Below are 17876 nucleotides of genomic sequence, written 5' to 3'. Positions count from 1 at the left end.
TGTTTTAACCTGCACCGCTAGTTTTAAAGGCAACTCCAAAAGCAATAACGCTTACCACAATACCAATCATAAACACAGTGTAAGTGGTTCTCAACAGGTTGTATTTTCTATTTAAAACAAGTCCTAAAAAGTATAAATCTTTAGTAAGCGAACCGTATAAATAATCTTTATCCTGCATCATTTCTCCCATAGCCCATTCGAAATCCTTCAAACTCATTTGGTGAAAATTGCCAAAGAATAGTAGATTCACTTTTTTATTAGCAACATCTTCTTTGGTAAACTGGCCTTTAGTTACATTAGGTCGTGTTGCCAGTACCGATAAGACTATTGAAGCGACAGTAAATCCTAGGAAAATAAGTGTAGGATAAATTAAATAAGTATTTGATGGGTTATCAAGCTTAGGTAATAAATTAGAAAGCGCTACTGAGATTATAATAGCATTTACAGAAAGTAAAATATTGGCTTTTGTATCAGCAATATCGCTTAGCGTAATATGGTTTCTTAAAGCGACCCTAAACATGGTTTCTATTCCTCTGTCAGGTAAATCTAGTTTTTCTTTTTTAAATTGAAGCTCTGCTTTTTTCTGTTTGAGTTTTTCGGTACTCGCCTTAATTTTATTTTGATTTTGAATGAGGTTAGCTAGGTTTTTACCTTTACGTTTTTCCCATTTGCTTGCTGCTAGTGGCGAATAAAACGTATGGTTTGTCAAAAAATTAATATTCTCCTCAAGCCACTCCGTTTTCGAGATTTTTTTATTCAACGTAAGTTCCCATTCTTTTCTTAATAGGGATGTGTAGTCTTCGTATTTTTTACTTGATACATGCGCACAATCAGCATCTCTTATAAGCTCCTCTAAAAGATTTTTAGGCTTATATCCCATTTCGGTTGCCAAAATAATTTTCGAAATTGTTTCAATATCTGCTTTCGAAACGTTTTCAGATTTTAAAAAACTTTCAGCAATTTTTACACTTTCTTTTTCATGGTTCTTGATGGTTTTTGTGAAGCCTGTATCATGTAACCATGCCGCAACAATAAGAAGTTCTTTTTCGTTGTCACTTATAACAACAGGTTCATCTTCGATAAGTTCATATACTTTGCCAACCACTCGCTGTGTGTGCGCAATATTGTGGTAAACAAATGAAGAATCAAGATTATCATTTAAATATTTAGTTACAAATTTTTCAGTTTTATCGATAAGAGTATTCATTCTGAAGTGCGATTTTGAGTAAAAATACTAAACTTTAGTTACATTAAAATTAAGTGTTTAAAACATCATTATTTGTCGTAAATTTCAGTATTACTTTCAGAGTTGGTTTTGCATGTTGAAAATGTAAGTTTTTGGATATGATTTCGACCAAAATTCTACTTTGAAGGCATATATTTAATTTAATAAAGAAAGGACAAAACATATGCTAACTTGGAAAGAAGTCATTAGTTTTTCTGTGAATGGAAATCCTATTCCAGACAGAAGAGTTGAGAAAACCAAAAAGGAGTGGGAAGCGCAATTAACTCCAGAACAATTCAGAATTACTAGATTAAAAGGTACAGAGCGCCCGCACAGCGGAGCACTCTGCAGTATTCATGAGGCTGGTAAGTATAATTGTGTGTGTTGTGGCACGCCATTGTTTGATTCTACCATTAAGTTTGAATCTGGCACAGGATGGCCTAGTTTTACACAACCTATTAAGGAAAACGCTATTAAATACGAAAAGGATACCGCCTTTGGGATGGTGCGTGTTGAGGTAATGTGCAATACGTGCGACGCGCATTTAGGGCACGTATTTCCTGATGGTCCAGAACCTAGTGGATTGCGGTACTGTATTAATTCTGAATCTATGCAATTAGAGACGGAGGTTTCAAATGAGCAATAAAATTTTGCAAACCGCCACGGTTGGTGGCGGTTGTTTTTGGTGTACAGAGGCAATATTTCAAGAACTAAAAGGTGTTGAAAGTGTAGTTTCTGGCTATTCTGGAGGAACAGTTCCTGGGCATCCCACATATAGAGAAGTGTGTTCTGGCTTAACAGGACATGCAGAAGTGGTACAAATTACTTTTAATGCCGCAATCATTTCTTATGAAGAGATTTTAGTGATGTTTATGACTACACATAATCCCACTACACTAAATAGACAAGGTGCAAATAGAGGAACCCAATACCGTTCTGTGATTTACTATCGCAATGAGCAGCAAAAAGAGATTGCGAGTGTTGTCGTGAAAGAAATGGCTGCATATTTAGAAAACCCAATTGTAACTGAAATAGCACCTTTAAAAATATTTTATAAGGCAGAAGCACATCATCAGGAATATTATAAAAACAATAAAGAACAAGGCTATTGTAGCATTGTAATTGCCCCTAAATTAAAAAAACTGAGAGAGCTTTATAAGGATAAATTGAGATAAGCTATGACACCGAAAATAAAACTTTATGGCGCCGAAAGATGTCATAAAAGTCGATACTATAAAAATTTTTTAGAAGCCTTAAATTTGAAGTATGAATTTTTGGATGTCGAACAGAATGCAAATAGTGCTGAAGCATTGCGAAATTTATATGAGAATGGAAAACTCAACTTTCCAACAATTACGATTGATGAGAATAAATTAAGAAACCCTTCTGATAAAGATTTAAACAAGTGGATTGAAAAATTGTTATGAAACTGAATATAAAAGATAAATTTAATGAAGAACTACCAGCAGATCCTATTCTAGAAAATTCTAGAAGACAGGTTTCTGAGGCTTGTTTTTCGTATGTAACACCAAAGCAAACTGCAAAACCCGAGTTGTTACATGTATCTCCAGAGATGCTAAAAAATTTGGGTTTATCTAAAGCGGATGCAAAAACCGATGAATTTCTAAAAGTATTCACAGGAAATAAAGTTTTAGAAGAAACAAAACCTTATGCGATGTGTTATGGCGGACATCAATTTGGGAATTGGGCAGGTCAATTGGGCGATGGTCGTGCCATTAATTTATGCGAAGTAGAACATAAAGGTAAAAACTGGCAATTACAACTTAAAGGTGCTGGAGAAACACCATATTCTAGAAATGCAGATGGTTTAGCAGTATTACGCTCTTCCATTCGGGAATATTTATGTAGCGAAGCCATGTTTCATTTAGGCGTGCCAACCACAAGAGCTTTGTGTTTAGCGTTATCGGGAGATCAGGTGTTAAGAGATGTAATGTACGATGGTAATCCTGCTTATGAAAAAGGAGCTATTGTTTGCAGAACAGCCGAATCGTTTTTACGCTTCGGAAACTATCAAATTTTCGCTGCCAGAAAAGATGATAAAAATTTGAAACGATTGGTAGATTATACCATAAAGCAGCATTTTTCAAGTTTAGGTACTCCTTCAAAAAATACATATATCGCTTTTTTTAAAGAAGTTGCTAATCGAACGTTGAATATGATTATCCATTGGCAGCGTGTGGGTTTTGTACATGGTGTGATGAATACCGATAATATGTCAATATTGGGTTTAACTATTGATTACGGGCCTTACGGATGGTTAGAAGGTTTCGATTTTGGATGGACGCCAAATACTACCGATAGGCAACACAAGCGTTATCGCTATGGCAATCAACCAAATATAGGGCTTTGGAATTTACTACAATTAGCCAATGCATTGTATCCGCTTATTGAGGAGGCAGCACCTCTAGAAGAGATATTGAATCAATATAAAACCGATTTTGAACGTAAATCTTTTGAGATGATGAAGTTGAAATTAGGGTTATTTGAAGACGTTGATGATGATGCATATTTTATTCAGGATTTAGAAGAGAATCTACAACTAGTAGAAACAGATATGACCATATTTTTTCGAAATTTAAGCGATTTTAAAGATGAAGGAACTGGTTTTGAAGTATTGAAAAAGGCATTCTATGATTTTAAAAATATGCCAGATGATGTAAAAGATAAATGGGAAACGTGGTTTTTAAATTACCAAGTTAGGCTTCAGCACGAATTTGAGCCTTATGAAGAAAGAAAGAAAAAAATGAACGTAGTAAACCCAAAATATGTGTTGAGAAACTACATGGCGCAATTAGCTATTGACGCCGCAGATAAAGGTGATTATAGTGTAATAGATGAATTGTTTCAAATGCTTAAAAAACCTTATGATGAACAACCAAAATATGAAAAATGGTTTGCAAAACGACCCGATTGGGCACGCCATAAAGTAGGATGTTCTATGTTGTCATGCAGTTCGTAATGAGTATTCTTAAACATATTCATAAGTTGCCTGTGGGCTACTCAGAAGGCGTGTATGAAAATGCGAAATATGGCATTACCAAATCGATATTCAATAACGGAAAATCGTTTAAAATATATGCCAAAGAGTTACAAGGCACTAATATTATTAGTTTGAATTATTACATTACTACTAGTAAAGAAATTTTAAAACCATGTGAAATGCCTAAGCAGAAGGTAATCGATTTTTTGAAGCATATAAAATTGAAGTGAACAAACGAAAATTTAAAATAATAGAAAGATGAGCAATTATAAAAAAGCATACATCGCAGGAGGCTGTTTTTGGGGAATGGAAGATTTGTTTAGAACACGCCCAGGAGTTGTAGATACAGAAGTTGGGTATCAAGGTGGGGAAAATGATAACCCTACCTACAAAAACCACCCAGGACATGCCGAAGGTATTGAGATTACCTATGATGCCGATAAAACTTCTTTTAGGGAATTACTGGATTATTTTTTTAGAATGCATAATCCTACCACGGTGGATAGGCAAGGTAACGATATGGGTTCAAGCTACCGTTCGGCAATTTTTTATCAAAATGAAGAAGAAAAACAAATTGCTGAGGAGATGATTGCCATAGTTGATGCGTCTGGCAGATGGGATAATAAAGTGGTAACAACTCTAGAGCCGTGGTCTACGTTTTGGAAAGCAGAAGACTACCACCAAGATTATTTGGTAAAAAACCCTAACGGGTATACCTGCCACTTTTTACGATTTGAAACGCCATTTATTTAGACGTCTTATTATATTTTGAAAACACTAGTAAAAATAGCATTTGGAGGTGGTTGTCATTGGTGTACCGAAGCGGTTTTTCAATCATTGCTTGGTGTTATAAAAGTAGAGCAAGGTTTTGTAGCTTCCATTGATGAAAATAGAGAGTTTTCAGAAGCAGTAATTATTCATTTTGATACTACAAAAATTTCATTAGGGATTCTTATTGAAATTCATTTGCATACCCATAAAAGTACCTCAAATCATTCTATGCGCAACAAGTATCGTTCTGCGATATATACGTTTTCAGAAGCACAAAAATATAAAGCTACGGCACAATTAGAATTATTGCAATTTCAGTTTCAAAATGAATTAATAACTCAAGTGTTACCGTTTGATAAGTTTAAAGCTTCACGAGAACAAATTCAGAATTACTATTACAAAAACCCTAAAAAACCTTTTTGTGAAAGTTTTATCAATCCTAAGCTACTAATACTACTTAAAACGTTTTCAAAATATACAGATCAAAACAAACTAAAGCATTTGAAAGATGAATCGCGAGAGACTAAGTATCCAGAACGCCAAGGGTCATAAACTACAAGCATATTTAGAGTTGCCAGCAGACCAAAAACCGCATTATTTCGCCATTTTTGCGCACTGTTTTACCTGTAATAGTAATTTAACTGCTGTAAAAAACATTAGTAGGGCATTAACGGCTTATGGCTTTGGTGTAGTGCGTTTTGATTTCACTGGTTTAGGACGAAGTGAGGGCGAATTTGCAGAAAGTTATTTTTCTGCCAACGTAGATGATTTAATTGCCGTTAGTAATTACATGTCTAAGCATTATAAAGCACCAGAGCTATTGGTTGGGCATTCACTTGGTGGTGCAGCGGTAATTGTTGCGGCTTCAAAATTAAATGCGATAAAAGCAATAGCTACCGTTGGAGCGCCTTCTAAGGTAAGTCATGTGAAACATTTGTTTTCCCACGGAATTGAAGCGATAAAACAAAAGGGCGAAGTTGAAATTAACATAGGTGGAAGACCTTTTAAAATTGACAACCACTTTGTTGAAGATTTTGATAATATAGACCTTCCAGAAATCACCAAAAACTTAAGAAAACCGTTGCTCATTATGCATGCGCCTTTTGATGGTATTGTTGGTATAAACAATGCACAAGAATTATATCATAATGCACACCATCCAAAAAGTTTTGTGAGTTTAGATGATGCCGATCATTTGCTATCAAATTCAAAAGACAGTAACTATGTAGGGAATGTTATTGGTACATGGGCAGATCGTTATTTTGAGCCACAAGACAATACCATGTTAGAACCTAATGGTGAGCAATTAGTGGCACATCTTAATATCGTTGAAGATAATTTTACCACATCCATCCAAACCAAAAAACACCATTTTACAGCAGACGAGCCAGAGAGTATTGGCGGTGACGATTTTGGACCTTCACCCTACGATTTTCTTAGTGCAGGATTAGCAGCTTGTACTGTAATGACATTAAAGATGTATGCAGAACGTAAAAAGTGGGATTTACAAGAAGTGTATGCCTATATTACATATTCTAAAAAGCATAGTGATGATCTAATGCTGAATTTAGAGGAGCCAAAGCGTATCGATCATTTACAAAAACGCCTAAAGTTTGTTGGTGATTTGGATGAAACCCAGAAAATAAAATTAAAAGAAATAGCATCTAAATGTCCTGTGCACCGTACATTGCTGTCAGAAACTATTATTGAAACAGAAGTCATTAATTAATGAATAAAAACACAACTGAAATAGGGTTAGGGTTAGCTGCTTTAGGCCGACCAGAATACATCAACATTAGAGATAATGATGCTGTCGATAAATCTGAAACCGCGTTTAAACAAAATACATTTTCAGTCTTAGATGAAGCCTACAAACTTGGAATCCGTTATTTTGATGCAGCGCCGTCTTACGGCAAAGGAGAGGCATTTTTACAGGAATGGAACGATTCAAGAGTGTATAAAGATACGATTTTAGGTACAAAATGGGGTTATGCTTATGTAGCGAATTGGCAATTGGGCTTTGATGGAAAGCACGAAATAAAAGAGCATTCCGTAGAGAAATTATTGGAGCAATGGGAGGTTTCAAAACACTTATTGCCTAACCTAAACTACTATCAAGTACATTCTGCGACTTTTGATAGCGGCATTCTTGAAAATAATGAGGTTTTAAATCAACTACATCACATTAAGAAAAAAACTGGTTTAAAAATTGGAATTACTACCAGTGGGGCAAACCAAAAAGACGTTATTACTTCTGCATTAAAAGTTAATATCGAAAGCGAAGCGTTATTTGATAGTTTTCAAGTGACTTATAATCTGTTTGAACAAGATACGTTTAGTGTTTTAAAAACAGCTTTATTATCAGGTAAACATATAATCATAAAAGAAGGCTTATCCAATGGGCGTGTTTTCCCAAATAAGAGGTTCGTAAATTATTCAAAAGCATATGATGTTTTGGAGGGGCTATCAAAAAAATATAAAGTAGGGGTTGATGCCATCGCACTTAGATTTATAATTGATAATTTACAACCTACCTATGTTTTAAGTGGTGCGTCTAACGTAAATCAACTTAGAGCTAACATGAAAGCAATCTGTTTTAAGCTTTCAGAAGAAGATCTTAGTGTATTGCACAATTTAAAAGTTTCCCCACAAAATTATTGGGAAGAACGCAGTGAACTACATTGGAATTAAATCAAAATCTAATTATTATCTTTAAGAATTAATCCACTCATCAATGAAATTTCAAAATGTATTAGTATCGTTCATTCTTATAAGTGTTTTTCAGGCTTGTGCGACCTATAAGCCACAATACAAGAATGAAGGCGCACAACCTAGTTTTCCAGATAAAGATATAATACATTCATTTTACCTTATTGGAGATGCAGGTGTTTCTGGAGAACCAGAATCATCCCAAGCTATTTCTTATTTTAAGAGTGAATTATCAAAAGCTTCAAAAAATAGTACTGTAATTTTTCTGGGAGATAATATTTATCCAAAAGGCTTACCCAAAAAAGGAGAAGAGGGGCGTGCTTCAGCAGAAAAACAATTGGATGCTCAAATTAATGTAGTAAAAGACTTTAATGGAGAAACTGTTTTTATTCCAGGGAATCATGACTGGTATAGCGATGGTTTAAAAGGACTTAAGCGACAAGAAAAATATATAGAAGATGCCTTAGGGAAAAACACGTTTTTACCCGAAGATGGTTGCCCTATTGAAAATATTGATATTACAGATGATATTGTTTTAATAGTTGTTGATTCTGAATGGTATTTAACCAATTGGGATAAACATCCAACCATAAATGATGATTGCGATATAAAAACCAGAACTAAGTTTTTTGATGAGTTAGAAGGTGAGATAAAAAAGGCTAGAGGCAAAACAACTATAATTGCCATACACCATCCTATGTTTACCAATGGGTCTCATGGTGGGCAATATTCGTTTGGAAGTCATATGTCGCCAATTCCAGTTTTAGGAATACTTAAAAACTTAATCAGAAAAACAGGAGGAGTTACTTCGGTTGATAACCAAAATAAACTGTACAATGAGTTTAGAAAACACATCATTACTCTGGCGCAAGAAAATGATAAAACCATTTTTGTATCTGGGCACGACCATAACCTGCAGTATATATTAAAAGATAATCTACCGCAGATTGTCAGTGGTTCAGGATCTAAAAAGATGGCAACGCGTAATGTTGGTGGCGGTCAGTTTTCTTATGGAGCAATGGGTTATGCCCGTTTAGATATTTTTAAAGATGGTTCGTCTTATGTGCGTTTTTATACAGATGGAAAATTGGTTTTTCAATCAAATGTTCTAGAGGCAAATGATAAAAAAGTTTTTACTACCTATCCTAAATCCTATCCAAAAAATAAAGTTGCTTCCATATATTCTGAAGAAGAAACTACTAAAGGAGGTCTTTTTCAATTCTTCTGGGGAGACCGCTACAGAGAGGATTTTAGTACATTGGTAAAAGCGCCAACAGTGGATTTAGATACGTTATTTGGAGGCTTAAAAATGATTAGAAAAGGTGGAGGACACCAATCAATGTCGCTTCGTTTGGAAGATAAAAAAGGGCGACAATACGTTATGCGTGCCCTTAGAAAAAATGCGATACAATACATACAAGCCGTGGCATTTAAAGATCAATATATAGAAGGGCAATTTGATGATACATATACCGAAGGGCTGTTGTTAGATGTCTTTACAGGTTCACACCCTTACGCACCTTTTGTTATTGGTAAGCTTGCAGATGCGGTAGATGTTTATCACACAAATCCTGTATTGTATTATGTGCCAAAACAAAATGCACTTGGTAATTTCGCAGATGAATTTGGAGATGCGCTTTATATGATTGAAGAGCGCACTGATTCTGGGCATGGAGATAAAGCAAGTTTTGGATTTTCTAACAAAATGATTAGTACGGATGATGTTTTGAAAAAAATAAACAAAGACGAAGATTTTGTAATTGATGAGGAAGCCTACATAAGAGCACGTTTATTTGATATGCTTCTAGGAGATTGGGATAGGCATGAAGACCAATGGCGTTGGGCGGAGTTTAAAATTGATGGTAAAAAAGTATATCGCCCTGTACCAAGAGATAGAGACCAAGCGTTTTCAATAATGGCAGATGGAGCTTTGCTTAGTGTAGCTACTAAAATAGTACCTGGACTTCGTTTATTGCAAAGTTATGAGGAAGAATTAAAAAGTCCTAAATGGTTTAATTTTGAGCCTTATCCTTTAGATATGGCATTAATCAATCAATCTGGTAAGGCTGTTTGGGATGCTCAAGTAGATAGGATTGTGAAGCATTTAACCGACAATATCATCGATGATGCCTTTACAAATTTTCCGCCTGAAATCAATCAAAATACAATTCAAGAGATAAAACAAAAGCTGATTGGAAGACGTGCAAATCTTCAAAAAATATCAGATGCCTATTACAAGCATATCAATAAATATGCAGTTATAAAAGGTACTAATAAAGATGACTGGTTTGATATAGAGCGATTGCCTAATGGTGAAACTAAAGTTGAAGTTTACAGGATTAAAAAAGGGAAGAAAAAGGATAAATTTCATAGCAGAACATACACTTGTGACGATACCAAGGAAATCTGGATTTATGGTTTGGATGATGATGATCAGTTTGAAGTATTTGGTAACGGCAATAAGATGATAAAAGTACGTATCATTGGTGGGCAAAATAATGATGTTTATAATATTTCTAACGGAAGCCGATTGAAGATCTACGACCATAAATCAAAAGAAAACACATTCTTAACCAATAAAGGCAATGTAAAGCTTACTGATGATTACGAAACCAATATTTACAATCATAAAAAGCTAAAAAATAGCTCCAATCAATTTTTGCCAACTATTGGCGCTAACCCTGATGATGGTTTAAGTCTTGGTTTTACAAACACGTTAACCAATTACGGTTTTGAGCGCAATCCGTTTAGTTCGCAACACACACTTTCTGCGGCATATTATTTTGCTACAAATGGTTTTGATTTAGGGTATCATGCGGAATTTGCAAATGTTATAGGGCATTGGAATTTAGCAGTCGATACAAAATTTACAAGTCCAAACTATGCTATCAATTTCTTTGGGTTTGGTAATGAAACAACAAATCCAAATGCTGAAGATGATGATGCGTTCGATTTAGATTATAATCGTGTAAAGCTAAGAACATTTAAGGTTGCACCAGCATTGACATGGAGAGGGAGAATGGGCGCTAGTTTTAAAATAGGTGTGTCATACGAATCTAATGAAGTAGATAGAACTGCAGGACGATTTATTGCAGAACCCGATGTAATTAACACTTCTGTTTTTGATAAGCAAGACTTCTATGGCGCAGATGCAAAATATGAATATGCAAATAATGATAATGCTGCTTTTCCTACCTTGGGAATGCTATTCGCAATTCGGGCAGGTTATAGAAATAATGTAAGCACTTCTAAAGGGTTTGGGTACATTATTCCAGAATTAGCTTTTGACTATAAATTGGTGTCTAGTGGGCAATTGGTTTTAGCTACAAAGTTAAGTGGCCAATTTAATTTAGGTGATGATTTTGAGTTTTACCAAGCAGCTAGCTTAGGAAGAAATAATGGCTTACGAGGGTATAGAGACGAGCGTTTTATTGGTAATTCTGCTTTTGTACAAAGTACAGATATTAGACTAAACCTTCGTAAAGTAAAAACAGGACTTCTACCTTTAAATATTGGGTTTTACGGAGGAGTAGATTATGGTCGTGTGTGGCTAGATGGCGAAGACTCTAACACATGGAACAATTCCATTGGTGGTGGTGTTTTTGCAAATGCCGCAGATATGATGACCTTAAATGTGTCTGCCTTCAATAGTGATGATGGCTTGCTTTTGGCATTTAAGTTAGGCTTTGGGTTTTGACACTCAGTGTCATCCTGAACTTGTTTCAGGATCTCATTTTTTCTGACGTAATGTTATCCAGATTTGTGCGTCTAAAAAGACATCAAAAATAAATAAAAATGAAAAGTAGTTTTAACGATATAACCAATTCAGAAAAAGTAGTTTTAGTAGACTTTTTCGGTACATGGTGTGGCCCATGTCAAGCGCTTATGCCAATTCTTAAAGATGTAAAAGATGAGGTTGGAGATGCCGTAAAAATTGTAAAGATTGACATTGATAAAAATAACGAGCTGGCACTAAAATATCAAGTAAGAAGTGTGCCTACGATGATACTCTTTGTTAACGGTGAACCAAAATGGAGGCAATCAGGGGTGCTGCAAAAAAATGATATTTTAAATGTGATAAAAACACATTCAGGCAATGCGGTTTAATCTATGTTAAAGGTGTATAAATTTCCACCATCGCCCTTATCTCTCTCGTCAGTGATGTAAACTGTTTTAGAATCTTTAAAGCAAATTCCCTCTTTTTGGGTGTTATGGTCAAATTTTAGTTCTTCAATTTTTCCATCGAAGAAGTTATCATCTTTAAAATTGCTAATTTTCCAAAGTTTGTCATGGTTTAATAATACTACGATCTTACCATTATCACTGATGTCGGCCGAAGTGATCCTGTGGTTCTTGCCATCTAGCTTAAACTCTTTAACTAAAATAGCGGTGTGTAGCCCAACTTTATTAGGTACCTTAAATAGCATGCTAGATTTGTTTTCTTTACTAAATACATAGAAAAATCCATTCCAAATAAAAAACGCTTCAAAGTCTTTTGGCTTCACATCCTTAGGTAACATAAAGTTGATGCGTTGTGCGTTGGTTTTATCTTTGCTAAAATGAGATATTTTGTAAATGGTGAAGTCGTCTCTATTTTTACTATTGTTTCCAAAATCACCAATGTACAGGTTGCCTTCTTTATCCGAAGTTAAATCCTCCCAATCAATATTACTGGAGTTTTTTATGTCAATATCTTTTATGATGTCGCCATTCGTATTCAATCCATAAATATTGTTTTTGTTTCCAGAATCTTCAATCGTCCAGAGTAAATCAGAATTTACTACTGTCTCAATAGCTGAAGCTTCTTTTAAACTTTTTGGTACATCTGCAATTACACTTAACTTGCCGGTTTGGCATGCATTTAATAAGATGAAAATTAAAAGCAATTTTTGTATTTGGTGCATTCTTAATTTTTTAATCATTTCAAAATTACAACTTAGAGCTCCAAATGAAAGTTAAATATCATAAACTATTTATAAAATATGGGAAATCCCTTTTTAATTGATAGTTTTATGGTGAAAATCTTTGCTTATGACGACAGTTGATGACTTACTGAATCTTTTAGTTTTAGATAAAATTAGTGATGATGCTTTTAACGGGGTAAGTAAAACGGTGGGTAGTCCTATTGTTTTTGGCGGGCAGGTGCTGGCGCAAGCTTTAAATGCGGCCAGTAGAACGATTACAAACCATAGAGTTTTACACTCCATGCACGCCTATTTTTTGGAAGCTGGAGATTTAGAATGTCCTATTACGTATAACGTTAGTAAGGTGAGGGATGGCGGAAGTTTTTCTGTAAGACGCGTAACGGCGCATCAAAAAGAGACTACAATTTTTATCTTATCAGCATCATTTCATAAAAAGGAGGAAGGTTATGAACATCAAATTGAAATGCCAGCAAATATAGATCCTCCAGAGGATTTGTTAAGTTGGACCGATATGCGAAAAGAATTTGGAGATGCACTTCCCAAAGGATTGAAATCGTTTTTAGAAGTAAAACGCCCTATAGAATTTAAGCCAACAGCTTTTGCCAACCCTTTACAACCTAAAGATTTGCTTCCAAAACATCAGGTATGGTTTAAATTGAAGGGAAATGTTGAGAATTTAGATTTGGCAACTAAGCAACAGATTTTAACTTATATTTCTGATTATAATATTTTGGTGTCTACATTAAATCCTAATGCCAGTAAAGCCCATTGGGGCAACACTCAAACGGCAAGTTTGGATCATTCTATGTGGTTTTTTAGGGATTTTGATTTTTCAGATTGGTTGCTTTACGATATGGAATCGCCCAGTGGGGCTATGGCAAGAGGGTTTGCAAGAGGACATATTTTTACTAGAGATGGAAAATTAATAGCTTCAGTAGCGCAGGAGGGATTGGTAAGACCCATAGCAAAATAATGGTTAAGAAAGACGTAATTATCATTGGGGGCGGTGCTGCAGGTTTTTTTGCAGCCATTAATATCGCGGAACAAAACCCTAATTTGAAAGTAGCTATTTTAGAACGAGGAAAAGATGGGCTAACTAAAGTAAAAGTGTCTGGTGGCGGACGATGTAATATAACACATGCTGAATTTATACCTTCTGAACTAGTTCATAATTATCCCCGTGGTGAAAAAGAGTTATTAGGGCCTTTTCACAAGTTTATGACAGGCGATACCATTGATTGGTTTGAAAAAAGGGGTGTGGCTCTAAAAATAGAAGATGATGGCAGAATGTTTCCAGTTTCAAACTCATCACAAACCATCATCGATTGTTTTTTAAATGAAGCTAATAAGTTTGGTGTTGAGGTATTTTATAACCATTCTGTGAAATCAATTCATAAAGAAGAAAACAATTTTAATATAGAAACAACACAAGGTCTATTTTCAGTAGAAAAAGTTTTGATGGCCACGGGAAGTAACCCTAAAATTTGGAATTTACTGGAAGGTTTAGGGCATACCATTTCACAGCCTGTACCTTCATTATTTACGTTTAATATTGAGGATGAGCGCATTAAAGATATCCCTGGTGTTGTTGCAAAACATGTTTCCATACAAGTTTTAGAAACCAATTTATGGAGCGAAGGCCCTTTATTGGTAACACATTGGGGGATGAGTGCACCATCTATTTTAAAGCTATCCGCTTTTGGTGCTTTGGAATTGGCAAAACTAGAGTATAAATTTCAGATTGAAGTTAATTTTATCAAACAGTCCTTTGAAGATTGTTTGGATGTTTTAAAAGTTTTAAAACAGGATTTGTCAAAAAAAGCAGTGTATAAATCCACACAATTTGATTTACCAAAACGTTTGTGGCATAAATTGGTTGTGGCATCCCAAATTCAGGTTGAAACCCGATGGGCAGATTTAAACAAAATACAATTAGAACAACTAGCAACCCAATTAACCAAAGCTGTTTTCAATGTTAATGGTAAAAGCACATTTAAGGAAGAGTTTGTAACTGCTGGAGGCGTAAGTCTTAAGGAGGTAAACTTTAAAACATTTGAGAGTAAGAAAATTAAAAACCTTTATTTTGCAGGTGAGGTGTTAAATATTGATGCGGTTACGGGAGGATTCAACTTTCAAAATGCATGGACAGGAGGTTATATTGCAGCCTTAGACATTGTAAATTCATCTTAAAATGAAGTATCTAGTTACGCTTTTTCTTTTTTCCAATATGATCTGGTCGCAAAACTTAGACACCCATTTATGGGAGAATCGTGTTATCGTTATTTCATCGGATAATTATAATCTTCAAAAGGCAGAAATCCAGTTTGATTTACTTTTTAAAGAAAAAGAGAAGCTCATAGACAGAAGATTAGTCATTTATAAATGCATTGAAAATAGCTGTATGTTTCATGATTTTAAGCAAGGAAAAAAAATATTCAAAAGCAATAAAGAAATAGAAGGTTTTAGCGTTAAGTTGATAGGATTGGATGGTGGTGAAAAATACACATCAAATCAAATAGAAAAGACTGATACGTTTTTTAACTTGATCGATAGAATGCCAATGCGACGTCAAGAGCTCAAAAACAAAAAGGGTGAAAATGACTAAATATATCGCATTACTTCGTGGCATAAATGTTAGTGGGCAAAAGAAAATTCCCATGGCAGAATTACGTGAATTACTTTCCAAATCTGAGTTAGAGCAAGTACAAACTTATATTCAAAGTGGGAATGTTATCTTTCAATCTTCAGAAAAAGATAAAGGAATATTAGAAATAAAGATTTATGATGCTATAGAAAAACATTTTGGGTTTGAAGTGCCAATTCTAGTGCTAATGCTAGAGGAATTACAACAAATTTTTGATAATTGCCCTTTTCCACAGGAAAAAAAGGAAAAGAGTTATTTTATGATGCTATTCTCCAAAGCAGAAAAAGCCAAAGTTGATGAGATTTCGAAATTGTCCTATCCAAACGAGGAATTTCAAATAACTGATAATTGTGTATATTTTTATTGTTCTGTTGGTTATGGAAAAGCAAAATTCAGTAATAATTTTTTTGAAAGAAAATTAAAAGTTATCGCCACCGCCAGAAATTATAACACAATGGTAAAGTTATTATCTTTGTCGGCAGAATAATTGCTATGATAGAAAAAGACTTTATACCAAAAGCATATAAGAGTTCAATTGACAAAGGAAGTGTTACTTGGTCATCTCCAAGTAATATAGCTTTAGTGAAATATTGGGGCAAAAAGCAAAATCAAATTCCAGAAAATCCTTCTATTAGTTTTACATTAAACAATTGTAAAACAACAACTACTTTAAGCTACACTAAAAAGGGAGACAGTGATAACTTTTCATTTGAAGTGTTTTTGGATGGGAAAAAAGAAGATGGATTTAAACCAAAAATTGAAATGTTTTTTAAAAGGGTTGAGGTGTATTTGCCTTTTTTGAAAGACTATCATTTTAAAATAGAAACATCCAATACATTTCCTCACAGTTCAGGAATAGCATCTTCAGCTTCGGGAATGAGTGCTTTAGCCTTGTGTTTGATGAGCGTTGAACAAGAACTTTCAAAGGCTGATGTTATTCCGAGTGCAGTCGAGGAATCCAGCTTCATCAAAAAAGCGTCGTTTTTAGCACGCCTAGGTTCTGGGAGTGCATGTAGAAGTTTGGAAGGCGATTTAGTGGTTTGGGGAAAGCATGATGCTATTGAAGGCAGTTCGGACTTATTTGGTGTAAAATATCCATACGTGGTTCATGACGTTTTTAAAAATTATCAAGACACCATTTTATTGGTTGATAAAGGCGAAAAGCAAGTAAGCAGTACTGTTGGACACAATTTAATGCATGGGCATCCCTTTGCTAAAGAGCGCTTTAAACAGGCCAGTAAAAACCTTTCAAACATCATTTTTATATTAAAGGAAGGTGATTTAGATGGCTTTGTTGCTTTGGTTGAGAGCGAAGCACTTACGTTGCATGCAATGATGATGACAAGTATGCCTTATTTTATTTTGATGAAACCAAATACGTTGGAAATCATGAATAAAATTTGGGCTTACAGAAAGCAAACAGGCTCTAAAGTTTGTTTTACTTTAGATGCAGGTGCAAACGTACATGTATTATATCCTGAGCGTGAAGCACCAAAGGTTTTAGAATTCATTCAGAATGAATTAGTTGCATATTGCCAAAATGGACAGTATATTTGTGACGTTATTGGTTTGGGGGCTAATAAATTATAAGATCATTAATTAGTTTGTTTATATTTTAATTATATTTGTTAAACAAATTGCTCCAAGCAAAATAGCTATTATGAAAGGACCACTCTTTTACTCAAAAATTCTTCTCTTTGGAGAGTATGGTATAATCAAAGATTCCAAAGGTTTATCCATTCCCTACAGTTTTTATAATGGAGCTTTAAAAAAGGATGACAATACGTCAAAAGAAGCATTACAATCAAACGAAAGTTTAAAACGTTTTGTTGAACATCTTGCCAGTATTGATGCGGATATTGTTCGTTTCGATATAGAGCGTTTAAAAGCAGATGTTGATTCTGGAATGTATTTTGATTCCTCCATTCCCCAAGGTTACGGTGTGGGTAGTAGTGGTGCATTGGTTGCTGCTATTTATGATAAATATGCTTTTGATAAAATTACCGTTCTTGAAAATCTTACCAGAGAAAAGTTATTGAAATTGAAAGGTGTATTCTCAGCTATGGAATCTTTTTTCCATGGAAGTTCCTCAGGTTTAGACCCTTTAAACAGTTATTTGAGTATTCCTATACTTATCAATTCAAAAGATAACATTGAAGCCACAGGTATTCCTGCCCAACAAAGCGAAGGTAATGGTGCCGTATTTTTATTAGATAGCGGTATCATTGGTGAAACTGCTCCTATGGTGCAGATTTTTATGGAAAATATGAAGAAGGAAGGCTTCCGTAGTATGTTGAAAAATCAATTTATTAAGCATACCGATGCCTGTGTGGATGATTTCTTAAAAGGCGATATTAAATCCTTGTTTAGAAATACCAAGCAACTCTCTAAAATTGTGTTAAACCATTTTAAACCAATGATTCCGAAGCATTTTCACGAACTTTGGAAAAAAGGTATCGAAACCAACGAGTATTATCTAAAACTTTGCGGTTCTGGTGGAGGTGGTTATATTCTTGGTTTTACGGAGGATATAGACAAAGCAAAACAAGCATTATCCGATCATAAATTAGAAGTCGTTTATAGCTTCTAATATTCTTATCT

Annotated in this window: 19 protein-coding genes; 17 read left to right on the top strand and 2 right to left on the bottom strand. The window is 34.6% G+C overall.

The window, feature by feature from the left end:
• Nucleotides 1-4 precede the first annotated feature (4 nt).
• The gene (locus AC1B0Z_RS08595) at nt 5-1207 is read right to left on the bottom strand and encodes a Pycsar system effector family protein (protein ID WP_483791561.1); all 1203 of its coding nucleotides are present in this window, start codon (nt 1205-1207) and stop codon (nt 5-7) included.
• Between the two features lie 202 nt (nt 1208-1409).
• Here AC1B0Z_RS08595 and msrB point away from each other — a divergent pair, with 202 nt between their 5' ends.
• The 11 genes from msrB to trxA all read left to right on the top strand — a co-directional run bounded on the left by msrB (nt 1410) and on the right by trxA (nt 11813).
• A complete protein-coding gene (msrB, locus tag AC1B0Z_RS08590; RefSeq protein WP_483791560.1) occupies nt 1410-1871 on the top strand; it encodes a peptide-methionine (R)-S-oxide reductase MsrB in 462 nt (153 codons plus the stop codon).
• Nucleotides 1861-2400 (top strand): peptide-methionine (S)-S-oxide reductase MsrA, encoded by a 540-nt coding sequence (msrA, locus tag AC1B0Z_RS08585; RefSeq protein ID WP_483791559.1) that lies wholly within the window; start codon nt 1861-1863, stop codon nt 2398-2400. The genes msrB and msrA (AC1B0Z_RS08585) overlap by 11 nt, the downstream gene beginning before the upstream one ends.
• A 3-nt stretch (nt 2401-2403) precedes the next feature.
• The gene (locus tag AC1B0Z_RS08580; protein WP_483791558.1) at nt 2404-2652 is read left to right on the top strand and encodes a glutaredoxin family protein; all 249 of its coding nucleotides are present in this window, start codon (nt 2404-2406) and stop codon (nt 2650-2652) included.
• On the top strand, nt 2649-4205 hold the full coding sequence (locus AC1B0Z_RS08575) for a protein adenylyltransferase SelO (protein ID WP_483791557.1): 1557 nt from the start codon (nt 2649-2651) through the stop codon (nt 4203-4205). Before AC1B0Z_RS08580 ends, AC1B0Z_RS08575 begins: the two co-directional genes overlap by 4 nt.
• Entirely contained in the window at nt 4205-4456 is a 252-nt protein-coding gene (locus AC1B0Z_RS08570) for a peptide methionine sulfoxide reductase (protein ID WP_483791556.1), read from the top strand. The genes AC1B0Z_RS08575 and AC1B0Z_RS08570 overlap by 1 nt, the downstream gene beginning before the upstream one ends.
• 28 nt (nt 4457-4484) lie before the next feature.
• A complete protein-coding gene (gene msrA / locus AC1B0Z_RS08565) occupies nt 4485-4979 on the top strand; it encodes a peptide-methionine (S)-S-oxide reductase MsrA (RefSeq protein WP_483791555.1) in 495 nt (164 codons plus the stop codon).
• A 15-nt stretch (nt 4980-4994) separates the two neighbouring features.
• Entirely contained in the window at nt 4995-5549 is a 555-nt protein-coding gene (locus tag AC1B0Z_RS08560; RefSeq protein ID WP_483791554.1) for a peptide-methionine (S)-S-oxide reductase, read from the top strand.
• Complete coding sequence (locus tag AC1B0Z_RS08555; protein WP_483791553.1) at nt 5506-6726, top strand: bifunctional alpha/beta hydrolase/OsmC family protein; 1221 nt, start codon at nt 5506-5508, stop codon at nt 6724-6726. Before AC1B0Z_RS08560 ends, AC1B0Z_RS08555 begins: the two co-directional genes overlap by 44 nt.
• The gene (locus AC1B0Z_RS08550; protein WP_483791552.1) at nt 6726-7688 is read left to right on the top strand and encodes an aldo/keto reductase; all 963 of its coding nucleotides are present in this window, start codon (nt 6726-6728) and stop codon (nt 7686-7688) included. Before AC1B0Z_RS08555 ends, AC1B0Z_RS08550 begins: the two co-directional genes overlap by 1 nt.
• A gap of 43 nt (nt 7689-7731) precedes the next feature.
• Nucleotides 7732-11403 (top strand): metallophosphoesterase, encoded by a 3672-nt coding sequence (locus tag AC1B0Z_RS08545; protein WP_483791551.1) that lies wholly within the window; start codon nt 7732-7734, stop codon nt 11401-11403.
• A gap of 98 nt (nt 11404-11501) precedes the next feature.
• Nucleotides 11502-11813, top strand: a complete 312-nt coding sequence (trxA, locus tag AC1B0Z_RS08540; RefSeq protein WP_483791550.1) for a thioredoxin — start codon at nt 11502-11504, stop codon at nt 11811-11813.
• Here the strand turns inward: trxA and AC1B0Z_RS08535 are convergent.
• Nucleotides 11810-12610, bottom strand: a complete 801-nt coding sequence (locus AC1B0Z_RS08535) for a hypothetical protein (RefSeq protein WP_483791549.1) — start codon at nt 12608-12610, stop codon at nt 11810-11812. The two genes, trxA and AC1B0Z_RS08535, sit on opposite strands and share 4 nt — an antisense overlap.
• Nucleotides 12611-12737: 127 nt before the next feature.
• Between AC1B0Z_RS08535 and AC1B0Z_RS08530 the strand changes: the two genes are divergently transcribed.
• The 6 genes from AC1B0Z_RS08530 (at nt 12738) to AC1B0Z_RS08505 (ending at nt 17865) form a co-directional block, all read left to right on the top strand.
• On the top strand, nt 12738-13604 hold the full coding sequence (locus tag AC1B0Z_RS08530; protein ID WP_483791548.1) for an acyl-CoA thioesterase: 867 nt from the start codon (nt 12738-12740) through the stop codon (nt 13602-13604).
• The gene (locus AC1B0Z_RS08525) at nt 13604-14821 is read left to right on the top strand and encodes a BaiN/RdsA family NAD(P)/FAD-dependent oxidoreductase (RefSeq protein ID WP_483791547.1); all 1218 of its coding nucleotides are present in this window, start codon (nt 13604-13606) and stop codon (nt 14819-14821) included. Before AC1B0Z_RS08530 ends, AC1B0Z_RS08525 begins: the two co-directional genes overlap by 1 nt.
• Nucleotide 14822: 1 nt before the next feature.
• On the top strand, nt 14823-15236 hold the full coding sequence (locus AC1B0Z_RS08520) for a DUF4174 domain-containing protein (RefSeq protein WP_483791546.1): 414 nt from the start codon (nt 14823-14825) through the stop codon (nt 15234-15236).
• Nucleotides 15229-15762 carry a DUF1697 domain-containing protein gene (locus AC1B0Z_RS08515; protein WP_483791545.1) on the top strand — a complete coding sequence of 178 codons (534 nt, stop codon included), beginning with the start codon at nt 15229-15231 and terminating at the stop codon, nt 15760-15762. Before AC1B0Z_RS08520 ends, AC1B0Z_RS08515 begins: the two co-directional genes overlap by 8 nt.
• Nucleotides 15763-15767: 5 nt before the next feature.
• On the top strand, nt 15768-16865 hold the full coding sequence (locus tag AC1B0Z_RS08510; protein ID WP_483791544.1) for a diphosphomevalonate decarboxylase: 1098 nt from the start codon (nt 15768-15770) through the stop codon (nt 16863-16865).
• A 70-nt stretch (nt 16866-16935) separates the two neighbouring features.
• Nucleotides 16936-17865, top strand: coding sequence for a mevalonate kinase family protein (locus tag AC1B0Z_RS08505; RefSeq protein WP_483791543.1), 930 nt, complete (start codon nt 16936-16938; stop codon nt 17863-17865).
• The last annotated feature ends 11 nt before the right edge of the window (nt 17866-17876 follow it).

Source organism: Hyunsoonleella sp. J2K-J805, assembly GCF_057167125.1.
Note: the sequence above shows the minus strand (reverse complement) of the source record. Positions and strands in the feature narration are given on the sequence as shown.